At 38.5% G+C, this 18327-nt stretch carries 15 protein-coding genes; 12 read left to right on the forward strand and 3 right to left on the reverse strand.

What is annotated here, in order from left to right; all coding sequences use genetic code 11:
* The first annotated feature begins 157 nt into the window (after positions 1-157).
* The 6 genes from ACFVS1_RS00260 to ACFVS1_RS00285 all read left to right on the forward strand — a co-directional run bounded on the left by ACFVS1_RS00260 (position 158) and on the right by ACFVS1_RS00285 (position 5360).
* Positions 158-1342 (forward strand): glycosyltransferase family 4 protein, encoded by a 1185-nt coding sequence (locus ACFVS1_RS00260; RefSeq protein ID WP_387544612.1) that lies wholly within the window; start codon positions 158-160, stop codon positions 1340-1342.
* Between the two features lie 20 nt (positions 1343-1362).
* The gene (locus ACFVS1_RS00265; RefSeq protein ID WP_352925657.1) at positions 1363-1686 is read left to right on the forward strand and encodes a hypothetical protein; all 324 of its coding nucleotides are present in this window, start codon (positions 1363-1365) and stop codon (positions 1684-1686) included.
* A 37-nt stretch (positions 1687-1723) separates the two neighbouring features.
* A complete protein-coding gene (locus ACFVS1_RS00270) occupies positions 1724-3514 on the forward strand; it encodes a glycosyltransferase family protein (RefSeq protein ID WP_352925659.1) in 1791 nt (596 codons plus the stop codon).
* Between the two features lie 259 nt (positions 3515-3773).
* Entirely contained in the window at positions 3774-4259 is a 486-nt protein-coding gene (locus ACFVS1_RS00275; protein WP_352925661.1) for a PaaI family thioesterase, read from the forward strand.
* 229 nt (positions 4260-4488) lie between these two features.
* Positions 4489-4944, forward strand: a complete 456-nt coding sequence (locus ACFVS1_RS00280; protein ID WP_352925663.1) for a LytTR family DNA-binding domain-containing protein — start codon at positions 4489-4491, stop codon at positions 4942-4944.
* On the forward strand, positions 4944-5360 hold the full coding sequence (locus tag ACFVS1_RS00285; protein ID WP_387544613.1) for a DUF3021 domain-containing protein: 417 nt from the start codon (positions 4944-4946) through the stop codon (positions 5358-5360). The genes ACFVS1_RS00280 and ACFVS1_RS00285 overlap by 1 nt, the downstream gene beginning before the upstream one ends.
* Positions 5361-5549: 189 nt before the next feature.
* Here the strand turns inward: ACFVS1_RS00285 and ACFVS1_RS00290 are convergent, their stop codons facing one another.
* Together ACFVS1_RS00290 and ACFVS1_RS00295 are read right to left on the reverse strand one after the other, a co-directional pair.
* Positions 5550-6908: an MFS transporter gene (locus ACFVS1_RS00290; protein WP_387544614.1), complete on the reverse strand. Its 1359-nt coding sequence runs from the start codon at positions 6906-6908 to the stop codon at positions 5550-5552.
* A 328-nt stretch (positions 6909-7236) separates the two neighbouring features.
* Positions 7237-8031, reverse strand: coding sequence for an IclR family transcriptional regulator (locus tag ACFVS1_RS00295; RefSeq protein WP_387544616.1), 795 nt, complete (start codon positions 8029-8031; stop codon positions 7237-7239).
* Positions 8032-8367: 336 nt separating this feature from the next.
* Here ACFVS1_RS00295 and ACFVS1_RS00300 point away from each other — a divergent pair, with 336 nt between their 5' ends.
* From ACFVS1_RS00300 to ACFVS1_RS00320, 5 genes are all read left to right on the forward strand, one after another.
* Positions 8368-9654, forward strand: coding sequence for a lyase family protein (locus ACFVS1_RS00300; RefSeq protein ID WP_387549137.1), 1287 nt, complete (start codon positions 8368-8370; stop codon positions 9652-9654).
* Between the two features lie 4 nt (positions 9655-9658).
* Positions 9659-11179, forward strand: a complete 1521-nt coding sequence (locus ACFVS1_RS00305; RefSeq protein WP_387544617.1) for an aldehyde dehydrogenase family protein — start codon at positions 9659-9661, stop codon at positions 11177-11179.
* A gap of 27 nt (positions 11180-11206) precedes the next feature.
* Entirely contained in the window at positions 11207-12322 is a 1116-nt protein-coding gene (locus tag ACFVS1_RS00310) for a Zn-dependent alcohol dehydrogenase (protein ID WP_387544618.1), read from the forward strand.
* Positions 12323-12439: 117 nt separating this feature from the next.
* Positions 12440-13855 (forward strand): aspartate ammonia-lyase, encoded by a 1416-nt coding sequence (locus tag ACFVS1_RS00315; protein ID WP_387544620.1) that lies wholly within the window; start codon positions 12440-12442, stop codon positions 13853-13855.
* Positions 13856-13939: 84 nt separating this feature from the next.
* Positions 13940-14179 (forward strand): DUF3021 domain-containing protein, encoded by a 240-nt coding sequence (locus tag ACFVS1_RS00320; RefSeq protein ID WP_483878255.1) that lies wholly within the window; start codon positions 13940-13942, stop codon positions 14177-14179.
* 65 nt (positions 14180-14244) lie between these two features.
* Here ACFVS1_RS00320 and ACFVS1_RS00325 read toward each other — a convergent pair whose 3' ends face one another.
* Positions 14245-16311 (reverse strand): Na+/H+ antiporter, encoded by a 2067-nt coding sequence (locus ACFVS1_RS00325; RefSeq protein ID WP_387544622.1) that lies wholly within the window; start codon positions 16309-16311, stop codon positions 14245-14247.
* A gap of 390 nt (positions 16312-16701) precedes the next feature.
* Here ACFVS1_RS00325 and ACFVS1_RS00330 point away from each other — a divergent pair, with 390 nt between their 5' ends.
* Positions 16702-18279, forward strand: a complete 1578-nt coding sequence (locus tag ACFVS1_RS00330; RefSeq protein WP_387544624.1) for a spore germination protein — start codon at positions 16702-16704, stop codon at positions 18277-18279.
* The last annotated feature ends 48 nt before the right edge of the window (positions 18280-18327 follow it).

The raw sequence follows: 18327 nt of genomic DNA on the forward strand, positions 1-18327 counted from the left end.
CAGAATTCTCATATTGATGTCAATATTCAGTAATACATGTTTGTTATAATCGGTTGACGGTTTTAAAGGTGATTGGAAAAGAGTAGCTTAAAAATCCTTCATTTACAGATAAGTAGCAGGCCGATCGAAGATGACTGAATAGTAGGAGTGAACCAAAATGGAGGAATCTATAAATCTATATGAGCTTACATTTAGTGAAAAAGATAGATATGTAATCATTACGAATGCTTATCCACATGAAGATCAGTTATATCGGAATGGGTTTATCCACCGAAGAGTCAAGGCTTATCTGGATGAGGGTTTGAAGGTTGATGTCTTTGTTTTGCATCCTGCCTATAAAAAGGCTGAAAAGTATACGTATGAAGATGTGCCTGTTTATCGTGGAACTGAACAGCATCTGCGCATTTTCTTAAATCATAAAGTTCATAAAAAAGCTCTCATTCATTTTGTTAATCCCAAAATGGTACAAGCGATAAAAGAAACGAACACAGATCTACCGATTATTACCTGGATACATGGATTTGAAACGGAGGCATGGCATAGAAGGTGGTTTAATTTTCTTGAAAGCCCTGAAAGCTTGCGGAAGATACTTGAAATGTCAGACGACTATTATGTAGCACAGCTTTCTTTCATGAATTGGTTTTATCAAACGAATGAGTTGAATACAACCTTTGTTCATATTTCCAAATGGTTCAAGGAACATATAGCGGAATGTGATGCAAGAGCAGAATCGAAAAATTCAGTAATCATTCCTAATGTAATAGATGACAATCTCTTTACTTTTGTTGAAAAGCCAGTTGAAATGCGGACAAAAGTCCTTTCAATCAGGCCATACGCTTCGCGAAAATACGCCAATGATTTATCGGTGAAAGCAGTTCTTGAACTATCGAAGAGACCATACTTCGATAAGTTGGAATTTGCATTTTATGGTGATGGAAAATTATTCGATCAAACCGTTGAGCCAATCAGCGATTTTGGGAATGTAACGATTCATAAAGGTTTCCTATCTCAGGATCAAATCGCTGCATTACATAAGGAGTATGGAATTTTCCTTTGCCCGACCCGTTTGGATTCTCAAGGGGTTTCAATGTGTGAGGCAATGTCGAGCGGGCTAGTGCCGATTTCAACAGATATTACGGCAATCCCGGAATTCGTAAAACATGACGTTACTGGCCTTCTAACAAAACCTGAGTCTCCTATCGAAATTGCTGATGCAATAGAGCGCTTATATTACAACCCGGACGTATTTTTAAGAGTGTCAAAACAAACTTCTCAGTCGATTAGAGAAAAATGCGCGGTAGATGTTGTTATTAAAAGAGAATTGGAGATTATCCAAGGTTAATGGAAGGGAGTTTTTTCAATATGGACGAACGAAACGAATATTGGAAAACTATGTATGAGGAACTCGAATTACAAATGAAAGACATGATGTCCATGACATTGGAGCTCATAGAGAGCAATGGCATGGAAAAACAAAAAATCATTGAGAACATTACAAAAGAAAACAATATGCTGCGAGATGAATTAGAAAAAAGTAAGATGGCCCAAAAAGAAAATAAAAAGCTTAACAAAGAATTACGAAGACTTAAGTTATTAGAACACAAATTCAACGTTACATATGCAGGGAAATTCACGTTAAAATATCTTGCGCTTAAATCATCTATTAAAGAACAAATAAAAAAATGAAGATTCATATCAGATTTCAGTCATTGGAGTGAAAACTTTGAATTCACATGAACTAGTTGAAAACAGAAAAATGAAGGTACTTCTATTTGGCTTTATTGACATGAATTCAATGGATGGATCTGCAGTATTTTTATCTTCCTTAGCATCGACCATTGCCCTAGATCCCAACATCGAAGTTGACTTACTTCTAGCTAGCCCGGTCAAACGTGATATCTTAATTCAGCCTCTTGAGAAATTTGATAATATAACCATTCTCAATCCATTTGTTGATCCTTTTTTCAGTGCCACCGATGATGAATGGGTAAAAAAAGGTGTCATTGATTTTGATATAGCTGAAATGCTTATAACTCATTATTGGAGTCAAAAGGGATATGATTGGCTATTTGTTAGAAGCATTGAGACTGTTGAAAAAATAGCTAAGCATAAGCATATCATAAAGAATACGTTAGTTTATGCTACAGGATTGACTCACATAGGTCAGGATGTTGCTGAAGAAAAATTTGAGAGCATCAAAAATATATATGATCAGTGTGCGTATTTCTTATGTCAAACAGAAGAGATGTGCGAATTTGTCATTGATATTCTTAATTTGAATAAAGAAAAAAACAAAGTTTCCCTGCTTACCCCGATGATACCAAACATTGAATCAGCAGAAGGGCAGACCTTGTTAAAAAACAAACTTGTATATACAGGAAAGTTCGACCCGGATTGGAAAACCATTCCGATCATTACTGCTTTTAAAGAATTAAAGCGCGAGATTCCGAATCTTTCACTTGATGTTGCGGGGGATAAATTCAAATGGGTTAAGGATGATTCTCAGTTTAAGGAAGAAGCTGCATACCTTCTTAAAAATACAGAAGGTCTTACATGGTACGGTGCATTGACAAGGGAGAAGGCCCAGCAATTAATCGTGAACAGTGATATTGGAATAACCTGGAGAAGTGAGGAAATGGACAGCAGTCTGGAACTGTCTACAAAGCTATTGGAGTATGGGATATTAAGGAAGGCTGTAATAATGAATCCAACCAAAATGCATATAAAGCTTTTTGGCGAAGATTACCCGTTATATGCTGTTACAGAGAAGGAATTTCGTGACGCTGTCAAATTAGCACTATGTAATAAGGATATATATGAGTTTGCGGCACAACGAATGTATCAGGTCAGCAGGCAGTTTTTATTTTCAGAAGCCATAAAAAAACTGCAAGGACTATTGTGGAGCAAACGTATTACAGATTATGTAAATGAAAGTGCAGATATGTTTTATATTGATGAAGATGACTTTGATGAACTGAATAAGCATACACCATCAACTAAAGTGAAAAAATTGCCTGCAGCGTTTAATGTTGACGAAGTTTTCACCTATATTGTCAAAAACATACCTGATGAAATAAAACGAGTTGAAAAACTGTTTAAACTGTCTGGGTATGGTCAAATCATTTCAGCGGAAAAAGCTGGATGTTATACATTTTTCCACATCGATAAAAGGTATGGAAACTTTGAACAAAATTTTCAAAAAAACATGCCATATGTAAAAACCATAGGATTTGAAACCTATGGCAATCCTAAATTAAAACCAAAAGATGTGGAAATTTCAATGAAAGAACGGGCAATTGTCGATAATAAAAACAATGAAATTAAAGTGAAAAATAAAGAATTGGTTAAAGAAGTAAAGCAGTTAAAAAAACGGAACACAGTCCAACAGAAACAAATTACTAAGCTAGAAAAACAAAACCTGGCACTTGGACGTAAATATGATTCACTTTCGAAGTCGAAAATGGGTAAAATGACATTCAAGTATTGGGATTTAAGAAAAAGGCTTAACTTTTAAGAAGGTAAACCTGCCACAAAATAATAGATCATGCAATGGAGGACATACTTCACAATTATATATTTTCAAATGAAAGCCCCTGAATGCTGTTTTGCTTACAGGGGCTTTTGTCATTTAACGAGAAAAGGAGTAAGGATCCTTGCAAACTTTTTATGTATGTTATCGATTTCTGCAGTTAGTATAAAGCTGAAAGCTCAATGAACGATCTGGGAATCCCTCTCATTAATGTTATAATATTCTGAAAAAAGGAGGAGAGTTGATGGAGGAGAATGTGCTAAAAGCGATTCAAGATGATTATCCAGATGAATTTGCATGGTGTTATGGATGCGGTCGTTTAAACGAAGAGGGTCATCATTTTCGAACGGGTTGGCAAGGCGAACAAACAAGGACAATTTATACACCACGTCCAGAGCATATCGCAATTCCAGGATTTGTTTATGGTGGCTTGATTGCTTCTTTAATTGATTGTCATGGAACAGGTTCAGCTGCACTGGCAATGCATCGTAAAAATGGGCATGAAGTTGGAGATGGAGTGGAGCCTCCCAGGTTCGTGACAGCTTCACTGAAAGTGGAGTTCGTAAAGCCAACTCCAAATGGTGTGCCATTAATGGCCGTTGGGAAAATTCATGAGATTCATCCTAAGAAATGGAGAATCGAAACAGAGGTATTTGCCATCGATAAACTTTGCGCCCGTGGAGAGGTAATCGCTGTCGTGATGCCAAGCACTTTTACAAGTAAAGGGTGATCCGGACCCTTGGATCAGGTCCATGGTAAGCTGAATGATAAAAAAGGATTCAAAATCAGAACAAGATTTTTTGTATTAAGGGGCCGTCCAAATATTGGACGGTTATTTATTGTATCTGAGTATCCATTTCAAGCATGTTATCGCTATTTAGTTGCATGTAGCTGGAAATCACAAGCGAAATATCTAGATATTAATATACTTACGTTATAAGCAAAGGGAGGTCGCAGAGATGAAAATAAACGTGGAGATAGATGAGGAGATCAAGGCGATAGAGGTGCTTATCCGAAATCATGAATGGAATGAGGAAGTGCAGGAGCTGATGGAGCGCTTGAAGGAGAGGAAAAGACCGTATTTTGTTGGTAGAAAAGAAGGAATGCAGCATGTCTTCCGGGCAGAAGAAATTATCTGTTTGTTCACAGAGCAAGATTCCATAATGGTGCGGACGAAACAGGGTACTTTCGAAATGAAAGAAAGGTTATATGAACTGGAAAAGGACCTTCCTGGTAATCAATTCGTGCGTTTGTCCAAGTCAGTGATTGCCAATTTGGATGAGTTAAACAGATTCGAGGCATCTTTCAACGGTACCTTATGTGTGTATTTCCGATCAGGAGAAAAAGAATATGTTTCTCGCCACTATGTTCAAGGGATCAAGAAAGCATTTCAATGGAAAAGGAAGGGATTATGATGAAAACACTATTATTCCGTAGCTTTGCTGGGATTTGCCTTGGGGCACTCGTGATGGTGCTGACGTGTTTTGGAGTGATCGCTTTTGGGGAGGTCACAGCATTAGACAGTGAAATATTTGTAAAAAACGCGATAGGCTGCTTATGCTGTGGCTGGTTCTTCAGCACGGCAACAATCATCTTTGAAAATGAAAAATGGAGTTTATTATCTCAAACCATTCTGCACTTCCTGACTGTCAGCATTCTTTACTTCCTATTATCTTTCTTTGTCGGGTGGATTCCATTCAGCTTAAAAGGATTAGCTATTGGAATTGGGATTTTCATACCATTCTATTTGATCATTTGGATCATTTTCTATCTATATTTCCGCCATCAAGTGAAGATATTGAATGATGGACTTGATAAAAGAGAGAATTGAGGGAGAATGGCCAGTAAATTTTTAGGTAAGAGAGGTAGAGCGTTTCAGATAGCAAATGCATAGAAAATATGATCAACGAAATGCCCAAATAGAGAATGAAGGAAAGGTGCAGTTGCTTTAATAGAAGAAATAAAACCAGGCCCAGCGAAAAAATCACCTGATGCCTGGTTGGAAAGGGTGTTTATATACTTATGAATTGGTCTTTCCACTATTACTTGCTTCACTAAGCGATAGTGATTTAGTTTCAGGAGCCCAAGCCACTGATACAATTGCTCCAATAATAAGTACACCTGTGAGACAAAGCATGGTAAATTGAATTCCAATACTTGCAATACCAATTGGAAGTAGGAACGTACCGATTGCTGATCCTAATCTGCTTATGGCTGTCGCAAGTCCAACGCCGGAAGAGCGAATCTCTGTTGGAAAGCTTTCGGCTGGAAATACGCCGACCAAGTTGCTGACAGCAGACATAATCAAGGTGAAGATGGCAAAGGAAAGAATCATTAATACTGTTGCACTGCTAGGTAAAACACTTAAAAGAGTAAGAGTGACGATCAATATCATGAATGAGCTGATCAAAAATCCTCGACGAGTAAATTTAACCGTAAACCAAATACCTAAAAGGGCACCAATAATGAGCAGCCCATTTAATAGAAAATCGGTTCCATAACCTTCACTCAGTCCAATTGCATCTAGAATGCTTGGCAAAAAGGTGTAAATGGCGAAGTAAGGAATAACGAGACAAACGAAAAATATACAATTGAAAGCCGTTCGTTTTCTTATATCTTTACGGAATAAAGTGGCAAAACTGCTATTCGTTTGTACAGGTTTTTCATCATCAAGCACTATATTGGGACCGACATGTTTCTTGACAATTTCCCTGGCTTCTTTAACCCTGCCTTTACTAATCAGCCATCTAGGTGACTCAGGTGTACCCATTCGCAAAACCAAAATGATGACAGCTGGAATCGCAGATGAAGCAAGCATCCACCGCCAAGCGTCCGGAGCGGAGTCAACCGCTAGAATACCGATCAAGTTTGCCACTACGTAGCCAAACGTCCAGACCACACTGAATGATCCTAATAAAACACCCCGATGTTTACGCGGTGAAAATTCAGCTAACATCGTGTGTCCTACGCTATAGTCGCCTCCAAGCCCAATTCCAAGCAAAATTCTGTATAATACAAGCTCTGTGGGGCTGTCTGCGAAAAACTGTAAAATGGATGCTGTGGTAATGACGATGAAACTTAAGACAAATATTTTTTGCCTTCCAACATAATCGGATACCCATCCTAATACCAAACTGCCTAGAAAAAGCCCTATTAAAGCAGAACTTCCGATTAATCCAATCCAAAACGGAGTCAAATCCATTTGCGGTGTCAGGAGGGATAGCGCAAATGCAATAATCCCTAAAATATACCCGTCAGTGAAATGTGCGCCGAACGTAAGTCCTGCAATTTTAATATGGAATTTATTTAATGGTGCATCATCTAATTTAATTGTATGGCTACCGACATTATCATTACGTTCTACATTCTTATTTTCCATTGAATCTCCTCCTGAGTGATGCTGCTAGACCTCGACGGTTACTTATAGATGAAAAAAGGTGTATATGAAGCCGCTTATAGAGGGAAGCGTTTTCATTGTGGAGAATAAACGATGTTCATAATATGAACTCTAAGTGCGTTATATGAATATATGAATTATAATTGCGTATTTGAGCTTTTGTCAAACTTTTATAATAAATTAAAAATCTTCAGTTTAAAGGATTGAAATGAGAAAACCATACAAAAAGAAAACGATGCAGCCATTTATTATCAGTAATTGGCTGTATCGTTTATTTTGTTTTAAATGCGATTGTTTAACCTTTTTTAGTTCAATCTAACTGCTCTTCAATTTTTTTAGCGGCTTCTAGCATTCGCTCACTTAAAAGTAAGAGATCTTTTTCTGTTAGGCGAAAACTCGGACCACCTAGCGTGATGAAAGCGACTAGATTCTTTTTCCTGTCAAAAATAGGAGCTGAAATGGCATTTTCATTCTCATCTAGTTCACCAATCGATGTTCCAACCTTTTGAACGGAAATTTTATCAAGTTCTTTGCGCAGTTCTTCTGGATCAGTAATTGTATATTTGGAAAATGGTGTAAGAGTCTGCTTTAAAAAAATATTCAACTCCTTCTTGGGTAGCAAACTTAATAAAATTTTTCCGTTGGATGTGCAGTGTAAAGGTGACATGGTATGGGTATAGTCGACTAATCTAACACTATGGTCGGTATCTATTTGATCAATGGTAAGAGTCCCATCATGCTTAGGGACACTGAGTAAAACCGTTTCCCCCACTTCTTTTTTCAAATCTTCCAGCGTTCTTCTAGCTCTTCGTATAAGTGAACCATATGGATCATGTTGTGAAGTTAAACGATAAAGGGCATATCCGAGCTGGTACCCTTTTGAGACAGGATCCTTTTCTACAAAGCCCTGATTTTCGAGTGTGCCAATCAAACGCCAGGCCGTTGTACGATTCAAATCAGCTTTTTTTGCCAAATCACCGACTGAAATTGGTGAGGGGCTTTCTCCGATAAACTTCAAAAGCGATAAAGCACGTTCAACGGCCTGTACAGAAGAACTTTCTTTATTATTGGTTTGTTTAGTTGTGGTCTGATTTTTATTTTCCATCTTTTTATTATAGCGTAAGAGAACAAAGGAATGTCAATCATTTCAATTTGAAAAAAGGGGGCATTTAATTCACCCTAATCAAAAATATTTAGAAAAATTCATTAATTGTCATTGACTGATAAATTACCTGGTCATATAATAACAATAAGTTCTTAATATGAACTTTATGTTCGTTATATGAACAAAAGAACGATTATGGTAGGTCATCTTGTAGAATAGAGGCTGCATCGATGACATCGCTTATAGAATAAAAGAAGTTTTGTAGGAGGGATTTCAATCAGTCAGAGTGAAACGTTTGAAAAACGGACAGAAAGAGATACCTTCGGCAAGGTAGATATTCCAAAAAATGCTTTATATGGCATCCAAACAATGAGAACAGTAAAGAACTTGTCTTTCTCGGGTCAATTATTAAAGAATTATCCTGAATATATTGTGTCACTAGCCATGGTAAAGAAAGCGGCAACAATAGCTAATCTGGAGGCTGGCATTTTAGCTCCATCTATTGGAAGCGCAATTGTAAACGCTTGTAATCAGTTAATTCAAGGGAATTATCATGACCACTTTATTGTAGATATTTTACATGGAGGAGGTGGGATTGGTACGAATATGAATGTTAATGAAGTGTTAGCTAATCTAGCAAATCAATCTTTAGAAGGATCTTTAGGTATATATACGCCAGTTCACCCTATAGAACATGTAAACGCTTCCCAGTCTACATCTGATGTATGCCATACATCTATCCGGCTGGCAATCGTACGCGGATTTCAACGGTTGGATCAAGAATTAATAAAAATGCACGATACGATGGATAAAAAATCACAAGAGTTTATGGGGGTTACCACTATTTCGAGAACTTGTCTACAGGATGCGATGCGTGTTCAGCTGGGCGAGATTTTCAGTGGTTTTGCATCTGTCCTCAAAAGACGTCACCATTCTTTGAAAGAATCCGTCCTATCATTACTCACTGTTAACCTTGGAGCGACGGTTATTGGAAATGGTGTAGGGGCGTCGGGGAAATATAAAGAAGTGGTAATCCGGAAATTGCATGAAGTCACAACTATGAATGTAAAACTGCGTGACAATTTATTTGATGCAGCGCAAAACATCGATGACTTGGCTCACATGTCGAAACAATTAAGTTTATTAGCAACATCTCTAATTAAAGTTGCCAAAGATTTAAGATTACTTTCATCAGGGCCGGAAACAGGATTTTCAGAAATTACCTTACCATCTGTTCAGGCTGGTTCTTCCTTTTTTCCAGGAAAAGTGAATCCAGTCATCCCTGAAACGATGATTCAAAGCTGTTTTCAAGTCCTAGGGTGCGACCGGGTCGTTCAAGCAGCATTGGAACATGGTGAGCTTGATTTGAATGTTTTTGAAGGAATGGCCGGTGCCAATATATTGAATGGGTTACAAATGCTGACGAACTCTGCTCATTCCTTTACGGAGCGATGCCTTAAGGACATAGCATCCAATGAAGAAAGGTGTACAGAGCTTTCCAATACATTTATTCCAGTCATCACGGAATTGAAGGAGAGATTGGGATATTCGGCAGTTTCTAAATTAATGTTAGAGCATGATCGGGAATCTATTAAAAACTTACTAAAAAAAATGGAGGTCTAGACACATGATACAAGAAAATAAACAGTTTGAAGGAATTGAACAGCCTAAACTAGAGTGGGCATATGAGTGGCTTAAAACAACGAAAAAACTTTATATCAATGGAAAATGGATGGATAGCTCAGGCAATAAAGTGATTGAATCGATCAACCCGGCTAATGGAGAAATTTTAGGTGATTTTCAACAAGCAGAAGTACAGGATGTAGATGCAGCTATACAAGCGGCTAAAGCAGCGTTAGAACAAGGTTCATGGAAAGAAATGAGCCGTAAGGAAAGAGGAAGGGCCTTACTGAAAATCTCAAAGCTTATTCATGAGCACCATGCAGAGCTTGCAACACTGGAGGCACTTGATAACGGAAAATTATATACAGAAGCTTATAACGATGATGTGCAAGAAGCAGCGGATTTATTTGAATATTATGCAGGATGGACTGATAAGTATTATGGTGAAAATAATCCAGTAGAAGGTAATTTCCTAAGCGTCACTACGAGAGATCCAATCGGTGTCTGCGGACAAATTGTACCATTCAACTTTCCAATCCAAATGGCTGTCTTAAAACTATCACCTGCCTTATCGATGGGGAATACGGTTATTTTAAAACCAGCCGATAAAACCTCCTATTCTGCTATTCGTTTGTTTGAGATTATTGATGAAGCAGGCGTATTGCCAAAAGGAGTTATTAATCTAGTCCTTGGAGATGGTGAGGTTGGTTCTTATATTAGCCGTCATATGGATATTGATAAACTTTCATTCACCGGCAGTACAAATATCGGGAAAAAGTTAATCCACGACTCTGCGGATAGCAATTTAAAACCAGTGACATTAGAACTTGGCGGTAAGTCACCAAACATCATTTTTAGTGATTTCCAAGATTTAGATGCAGCGATTGAGCGTTCTTTTTATGGGCTATTTACACATAAAGGGGAGAAATGCTCAGCACCAACCCGGTTATTTGCCCAACGTGAAATCTATGATGAAGTTGTGGGGAAAATTGCTGAATACGCTAAAAATTATAAGTGTGGCGATCCTTTCGATCCAGCAAGTGATCAAGGTGCACAAGTGTCCGAACAGCATATGGAGTCAATATTAAATTACATTGAAAACGGCAGGGAGCAAGGAGCACGAATTGTAGCTGGAGGAGAAAGGGATACAACCGGATTAAATGCGAAGGGCTATTTTATTAAACCAACCATTTTCGCTGATGTTGATAATAAAATGAAAATTGCACAGGAAGAGATTTTTGGACCTGTCCTTTGCATCATCCCATTTGAAACAGAAGAAGAAGTTGTCAAGAAAGCAAATGATACGATTTATGGTCTTGGTGCAGGACTCTGGACAGGTGATGCTTCCCGTGCGCATCGTGTAGCTAATCAGCTTGAAGCAGGTATGGTGTTTGTTAATAAATATGGATGCTATGACTTTGCAAGTCCATTTGGCGGGTTGAAGCAAAGTGGATGGGGCAAGGAATATGCCATTCATTCATTACAAGCATTTACAAAAACAAAAGCTATTTGGTTCGCATATTAAAAAATACACAAAAAGAGGGATACGACAATGAAAATGAAAGCAGCTATCATGACTGAAGTGGGCAAACCATTATCGATTCAACAAGTAGATCTAAGTGAACCAAAAGCGAATGAAGTTCTGGTGAAAATAAAAGCAACAGGGGTTTGCCATAGTGATTTAAATGCTCTAAATGATCAAACGACCCCAACACCGACTATACTTGGGCATGAAGGTTCAGGAATTGTTGAAGCGGTTGGTTTAAATGTTACAAGTGTCAAAGCAGGTGATAAAGTAGCCTTGAGCTGGGTTCCATATTGCGGGAAATGTGAGTTTTGTGTAACAGGAGATGTGCATTTATGTGAGTCGGCATTTGGCCCAATGTTCGAAGGAACGCTGCTTGACGGTACTTCAAGGCTTAGTAAAGATGGTGAGCAAGTATACCACAACTCTTTATTGTCAACGTTTGCAGAATATGCAGTTGTCCCCGAAATGGCATGTGTAAAGCTACCGGATGAGATGCCTTTGGCACAAGCCTCCTTAATCGGATGCGGAGTGGCGACAGGTTATGGAGCCGCTGTGAATGCAGCCAGTGTAACACCAGGTTCTACAGTCGCCATCTTCGGTATTGGCGGAGTAGGGGTAAATGCGATTCAAGGAGCGCATATAGCTGGTGCCTCTAAGATTATAGCCTGTGATGTAAAACCTGCCAATTTGGAAATTGCTAAACAGTTTGGTGCTACGCATACGATCAATTCAGCTGAAGTGGATGTAGAAGCAGCGCTAAAAGAACTGACAAAAGGTTTAGGCGTTCATTATGCTATTGATTGTTCGGGGCATACTGCTGCGACCGAAAGTGCTTGGAAGAGTACGAGAAAAGGCGGTACTGTCGTTGTCGTTGGCGCATTTAATCCTGAAAAAACTTTGAATCTTCCAGCGGGAGGTTTTCATAGAGTTGGGAAGATATTAAAAGGAAGTTTTTATGGAGACACACAGCCATTCCGTGATTTCCCGATGATTGCACAAATGTATTTGGATGGGAAATTTAAATTGGATGAGCTTGTGTTAGATCGTATTGAATTAGAGTATATCAATCAAGCTTTTGACTCTTTCCATGACTGCAGTTGTGTCAATGTGGGAAGAGCAGTGATCGAGTTTAACGATTAATTTTAATACTTAACTCCTTAATTAATTCCATAAAAGTGAAGGGTGTTTAAATTGCTGTCATGAATCAATTTAAACAACCTTCTTTTTTTCTAAAAGAAAATGAAGGGATGTTGAAAAATGCGTGTTGAAAAAGATTTAATGGGAGAATTGGAAATTGATGAGGATGTTTATTATGGAATACAAACGGTTCGTGCCTGCCAAAACTTCTCAATTTCAGGTAGAACGATTGAATCATATCCCCACTTAATTAGAAGTATGGCATATATAAAAAAAGCGGCAGCGATTTCTAATCACAGTGTAGGGGTTCTTGATCAAGAAAAGAAAGACGTAATTTGCAAAACTGTAGATGAAATAGTAAATGGGGAAATGAAAAATCAATTTCCTGTCGATATTTATCAAGCTGGTGGCGGAGTCTCCATAAATATGAACGTCAACGAAGTCATTGCTAACCGGGCAAATGAATTACTGACTGGACATAAAGGGTATAATTTCATCCATCCGAATGAACATGTTAACATGTCTCAATCCACGAACGATGTGCTTCCAAGCGCTATGAAGATGGCTTGCTTTTCATATATAGATGATTTATTAATCAGTTTGAATAAAATCGAATGCTCATTGGCAAATAAAACGAATGAATTTTCGAGCGTTGTAAAAATGGCAAGAACATGTCTTCAAGATGCTGTACCCATTACTCTAGGTCAACAATTTAGCGGGTATCATACTTTTATCAAGAGGCAGATAGAAGAAATGAAAAAACTACAAAAAGAATGCTTGTCTATCGTAATTGGTGCAACGGCAGTGGGCACTGGTATCGGAGCTGCTCCTGGTTACACAGAGAAAATGTATGAATATTTGCCAGAGGTATCAGATTTAGCTGTTATCAAAGAGGATAATTTCTTTGATGCACTGCAAAATGCAGATTTTTATTTAAAAATATCCTCTTGCTTAAAAGGATTATCGAGTGGATTATCGAAAATGGCCAGCGATTTAAGATTACTTTCGTCAGGGCCAAGGGCAGGATTTGCTGAAATCAATTTGCCAGCGGTACAGCCGGGTTCCTCCATTATGCCAGGTAAAATCAATCCATGTATACCCGAAATGATGATCCAGGTTTGTTTTGATGTATATGGAAATGATCAAGCGATTACTTTCGCTGTAGATCGAGGTGAACTGGATTTGAACATCTGGGAACCGATTATTTTGAAAAATATTTTTGACTCTTTTTCTATTTTGACAAATTGTATTACTCTGTTTACTGAAAAGTGCCTAAACGGTATTGAAGCGAATAAGGCGGTTTGTTTGCAGAACGCAGAGAATTCGTTATCTTTGTCTGTCGTTATTTCTTCTAGATTCGGGTATAAAGCAGCCAATAATATAGCCTTGGAAGCTTACGAAAAAAATCTAACAGTAAAAGAAGTAGCGATAGCAAAAGGTTTATTAAAAGAGGAGGAAGCGTCTGAGTTGCTTAATCCTGAAAACTTAACTGATCCTGTAAAAATGAATCAAGTATTAAACTCAAGAACTCATTAGATGGTTTATGACCACGGTTCCTGACCGGACAAATTAAGACGAATAAGAGAGAGGTAGAGCAGAGCAGCCAGTACGGCAACAATCATCTTTGAAAATGAAAAATGGAGTTTATTATCTCAAACCATTCTGCACTTCCTGACTGTCAGCATCCTTTACTTCCTATTATCCTTCTTTGTTGGGTGGATTCCATTCAGCTTAAAAGGATTAGCTATAGGAATTGGGATTTTCATACCATTCTATATGATCATTTGGATCATTTTCTATCTCTACTTTCGCTTCCAAGTGAAAATATTGAATGATGGACTTGATAAAAGAAGAAATTGAGAGTGGATGTGGATATAAATAAAGAGACACCGCTCCCTGTCATAACGGTGTCTCTAATTCATGTCTTAATTTTGTATCATTATCATTTCATCATAGATTAAGTTTTGTCTAAGCTCTGTTGCTGTTTGCATGGATATTTGCTCATCTTCAACCATTTGCTGAATGATATCACGTTCGATTTGCATGGCAATCAACTGAAAATGACTCACCATCTCTTTAAAGCGATTTGCTTCTTTTTCACTTAATGTTCCGAATGGATTCAAATGACGATTATATCTTTGAATGACAAGCATCACTTCATGACGGTTTTCAGGTGTAGTTTGTTGTTTGAGCATTGAAATAGCTTCCTTTGAAGCCTCTTTTTGGGCTTTACGAAAGTCCCGGATCAGGTCCGCATTTTTAAGGATGGAGTCCTCCAATTTCGCTTCCCATTTCTTATCCCATTTGACATTGATCTTTTTCTTGAAAAGAATCGCCTGCAAATTGATCCATGCCCTCTTCAGCGAAGATTTTTGCATATAATTTAAGGTTCTTGAAAGATACACTTTATAAAGTTCTAAGACTGTTTCAGATATAGTTCCTTTTTTGACTAATCGAGAAACGACTTCCAATTCCCTATGGGCCCCTTGCTCCACTAAATCGCGTATTGTCTGATTATCCGGTTTGTTCGTAATTCCCCGTTCCAAATCAATCAGTTGTTCATTCAAATCTTCCATTACTTGATTGACCGCTTTCTGATTATCGATCGTTGCTTCTTTGCTTAGCTGATCGATCGTTTTATTTAAAACAATTTTATAAGCCTCTTCAGAGGTTAGGCGTTCATCTTTGAATTCAATCGGTGTCTTTACCAGTAATGGCAAGAGAACCGTAGCCAATGTGACGCTTAACAATATAACGCAAGCTGCGATGAACAAGACTGTATTACGCATCGGGAATAAAGTGTCATCTGGCATAAAATATGGTATGGATAAAGCTGTAGCTAATGTAATGGTTCCATGAATGCCGCTAACGGATGTAAGAAATGCAAATCGTGATCTTGAAACATTCTCCTCATCGGTGTCAGTATTATCTTCTGGGTGAACCCTGGACATAATGAATTGCTCTAATGGATTCACTCTGTTTTTCGTAAAAGTATCATGCAGAATGTATACCCAAATAAAACGGATCACCAATAATAAAAGAACAATCAAGACACTTATCCCAAAAAGATTACCCCTATTTAAGCTGGACTCAATTTCCTGATAAATACTCGGCAACATAAATCCTAACAAAGCAAATACAAGTCCATTCAAAACATAACCTAATACAGACCATGTATTAGTTGATACAATTTGCAATTTAGTTGTGGAATTCTGAAGGCGATCCCGCTCGATGCCATGAATTACACCTGCAGCAACCACTGCCAAGATTCCGGATACATGGAGTTCTTCAGCTACCATATAGATGGCAAAAGGCGTAATTAGTTCAATAACTATAGACATGGAGATTTCTTCAAGTCCACGAACCCGTAAAAATAATCGTAATTTAACAATTAAATAGCCCAATAGGATACCGATAAAGATACCCCCTAAAGCTACAAATATAAAATTAAGCGAAGCATCTTTTATAGAAAATACTCCAGTTAAGGCAGCTGCCAGGGCAACTTTAAAAGCCACGATTCCAGCAGCATCATTGAAAAGTGATTCACCTTCAAGGATGGGCATCATATTTCCGGGTAATTTCAACCCTTTTGTTATCGATTGTACCGCTACAGCATCCGTAGGGGTAATTGTAGCTGCTAAAGCAAAAGCGACAGCCATCGGCATATCGGGTATTAACCAGTGGATGAAAAACCCTCCTGCAAAAACAGTCACAAATACTAAACCAAAGGCCAATAACAGAATAGGCTTACGCAATTCAAGCATTTCTTTACGGGACGTATTTTTTCCTTCTATAAAGAGTAACGGAGCAATAACACAGATCATAAATAATTCTGAATGAAAATCCAACGATAACTGAAATGGCAATAATGAAAGCACTGCGCCCATGGATATCTGATATATCGGTAGTGGAATACGAGGCCATATGGCATTTAATATAGTAGCGATTATCGTGGACACCAATAATCCGAGCAATGTGATTAAGAATGACATAGAATCTCCCTTATCTTCTAATGTTTTAGTCTGATTGCCCATGAAACTTATATAAAAACAGAGGTATCTTAAAGCAATATTGATCCTTTAAAAATACCCCTCATTTTATGGTCTTGCGTATCTTGTTCAAAAACAATACCTAGCCACAGACAGTATTTTCGATTGATATGTAGCCTCGGTTTTAGATATACCCCTTAGTTAGCAATTACAAACAGGATATCACAAGGGTTTACGTTTTATTCAAAATCAACTAATCACATAGCTTTTCAATTCTGCTAATGGCAATTAAGTTCATGCCTGGTGCAGTTTTTTCTGTATAAAATACCCTTAATGAAGAAACATAGAAAAATGGAGTTAGAGCGACCTGCAAAAAAAATGGGGGTAACCAGCTTGATTCGTAATGTGGGTAGATTGTTAAGGAAAACGAAAGAAAAAAAATCCAGTGTACAAAATAATTACCAAGATTCCAAGCCTGCAGATGCACTTGATGCGAATTTCATCCGAAATGTAGAAACACTTCGTTCTGTTTATGATAACTGCTCGGATGTCATGTTCCGCTCGTTCTCCATTTTCGGAAAAACACGCGCGATGCTCATTTACATTGCGGGACTCTCAGACATCGAGGCGATCGAGCAATATGTGCTATCTCCACTCATGCAAGAGTCATCCAAAGAACCACAACCATTAAATGACTTTATTGAACATAAAATGCCCGTTCCTAAAGTGGTAAAAGTGAATTTGTTGGCGGATTGCATTGAATCGATTTCCTCTGGAAACCCGATCCTTCTATATGAAGGGGGAAGAGATGGATTTTCTTTAGGATTGTCCAAATGGGAAAAGCGGGCGATTGAAGAACCTGTGGCAGAGGGGGGAGTTAGGGGGTCAAGAGAGGGATTTATTGAATCTCTAGAGGTAAATACTTCCCAATTGCGACGTATTATCAAAAGTCCTGCCCTTAAAATACAATCTATGAAGATTGGAACTCTTACCAGGACGAATGTTTCCATTGCTTATATAGATGGACTTGCGGATAAAACACTGATTGAAGAGATTTCAACACGGTTGGAACGAATTAAAATAGACGGTATTTTAGAAAGCGAGTACATCGAGGAAATGATCGAGGACAATCCGTTTTCACCTTTCCCTCAGATCATGTCAACAGAACGGCCGGATGTAGCCTGTGCCAGCTTGCTGGAGGGACGAGCTGTCATTCTTGTAGAAGGAACTCCTTTTACGTTAATTGCACCAATATCCTTCTTTTCTTTGATTCAATCACAAGAGGATTATGCGCAACGTTTTATGGCAGGCACATTTATCCGTTGGTTACGATATTTTTTTATGGGATTATCTCTTTTGCTTCCTTCACTTTATGTTGCTATTTTAACGTTCCATCATGAGGCGGTCCCAACCGCACTCCTGCTAAGCATAGCAGCATCCCGGGAATCGGTCCCTTTTCCTGCAATAGTAGAGGCATTGGCTATGGAAATTACGTTTGAAGCACTAAGGGAGGCAGGGGTTCGATTGCCGAAGCAGGTAGGTTCTGCCGTCAGCATTGTTGGAGCGCTAGTGATTGGTCAAGCTTCCGTACAAGCGGGGTTAGTTTCAGCGCCAATGGTCATTGTGGTTGCGATTACGGGAATCGCTTCTTTTATGATACCTCGCTATATTGCCGGAATTGCTTTCCGGATGCTGCGATTCCCAATGATGCTGCTTGCCGGTACCTTAGGGCTGCTTGGCATAATGATGGGAATCATCGCCATAGTCATTCACTTATGCAGCTTACGTTCCTTTGGCGTACCATACTTAGCGCCACTTGCGACGTTAAAAGGTAAAGAGCTGAAAGATGTTCTGTGGAGAGCCCCTTGGTGGATGATGGATACACGTCCGCGTCTCACAGGGGATTCAAATGTATACCGTCAAGCCCAGGAACAGAAACCAAATCCAAAAAGGGGGAGTGAAACGGAGTGAATAATTGCTGGAAGCGAAAAAGGATCTCGGAGAAAGGAAAGAGGCGAG

Source organism: Peribacillus sp. NPDC058075, from assembly GCF_042885195.1.
Taxonomy (GTDB): domain Bacteria; phylum Bacillota; class Bacilli; order Bacillales; family DSM-1321; genus Peribacillus.

What these genes read in the sequence shown, in the direction of transcription:
- ACFVS1_RS00260 (WP_387544612.1), top strand. Translation starts at nt 158, where the DNA reads ATGGAGGAATCTATAAATCTATATGAGCTTACATTTAGTGAAAAAGAT.
- ACFVS1_RS00265 (WP_352925657.1), top strand. Translation starts at nt 1,363, where the DNA reads ATGGACGAACGAAACGAATATTGGAAAACTATGTATGAGGAACTCGAA.
- ACFVS1_RS00275 (WP_352925661.1), top strand. Translation starts at nt 3,774, where the DNA reads ATGGAGGAGAATGTGCTAAAAGCGATTCAAGATGATTATCCAGATGAA.
- ACFVS1_RS00280 (WP_352925663.1), top strand. Translation starts at nt 4,489, where the DNA reads ATGAAAATAAACGTGGAGATAGATGAGGAGATCAAGGCGATAGAGGTG.
- ACFVS1_RS00285 (WP_387544613.1), top strand. Translation starts at nt 4,944, where the DNA reads ATGAAAACACTATTATTCCGTAGCTTTGCTGGGATTTGCCTTGGGGCA.
- ACFVS1_RS00290 (WP_387544614.1), bottom strand. Translation starts at nt 6,908, where the DNA reads ATGGAAAATAAGAATGTAGAACGTAATGATAATGTCGGTAGCCATACA.
- ACFVS1_RS00295 (WP_387544616.1), bottom strand. Translation starts at nt 8,031, where the DNA reads ATGGAAAATAAAAATCAGACCACAACTAAACAAACCAATAATAAAGAA.
- ACFVS1_RS00305 (WP_387544617.1), top strand. Translation starts at nt 9,659, where the DNA reads ATGATACAAGAAAATAAACAGTTTGAAGGAATTGAACAGCCTAAACTA.
- ACFVS1_RS00310 (WP_387544618.1), top strand. Translation starts at nt 11,207, where the DNA reads ATGAAAATGAAAGCAGCTATCATGACTGAAGTGGGCAAACCATTATCG.
- ACFVS1_RS00315 (WP_387544620.1), top strand. Translation starts at nt 12,440, where the DNA reads ATGCGTGTTGAAAAAGATTTAATGGGAGAATTGGAAATTGATGAGGAT.
- ACFVS1_RS00325 (WP_387544622.1), bottom strand. Translation starts at nt 16,311, where the DNA reads ATGTCATTCTTAATCACATTGCTCGGATTATTGGTGTCCACGATAATC.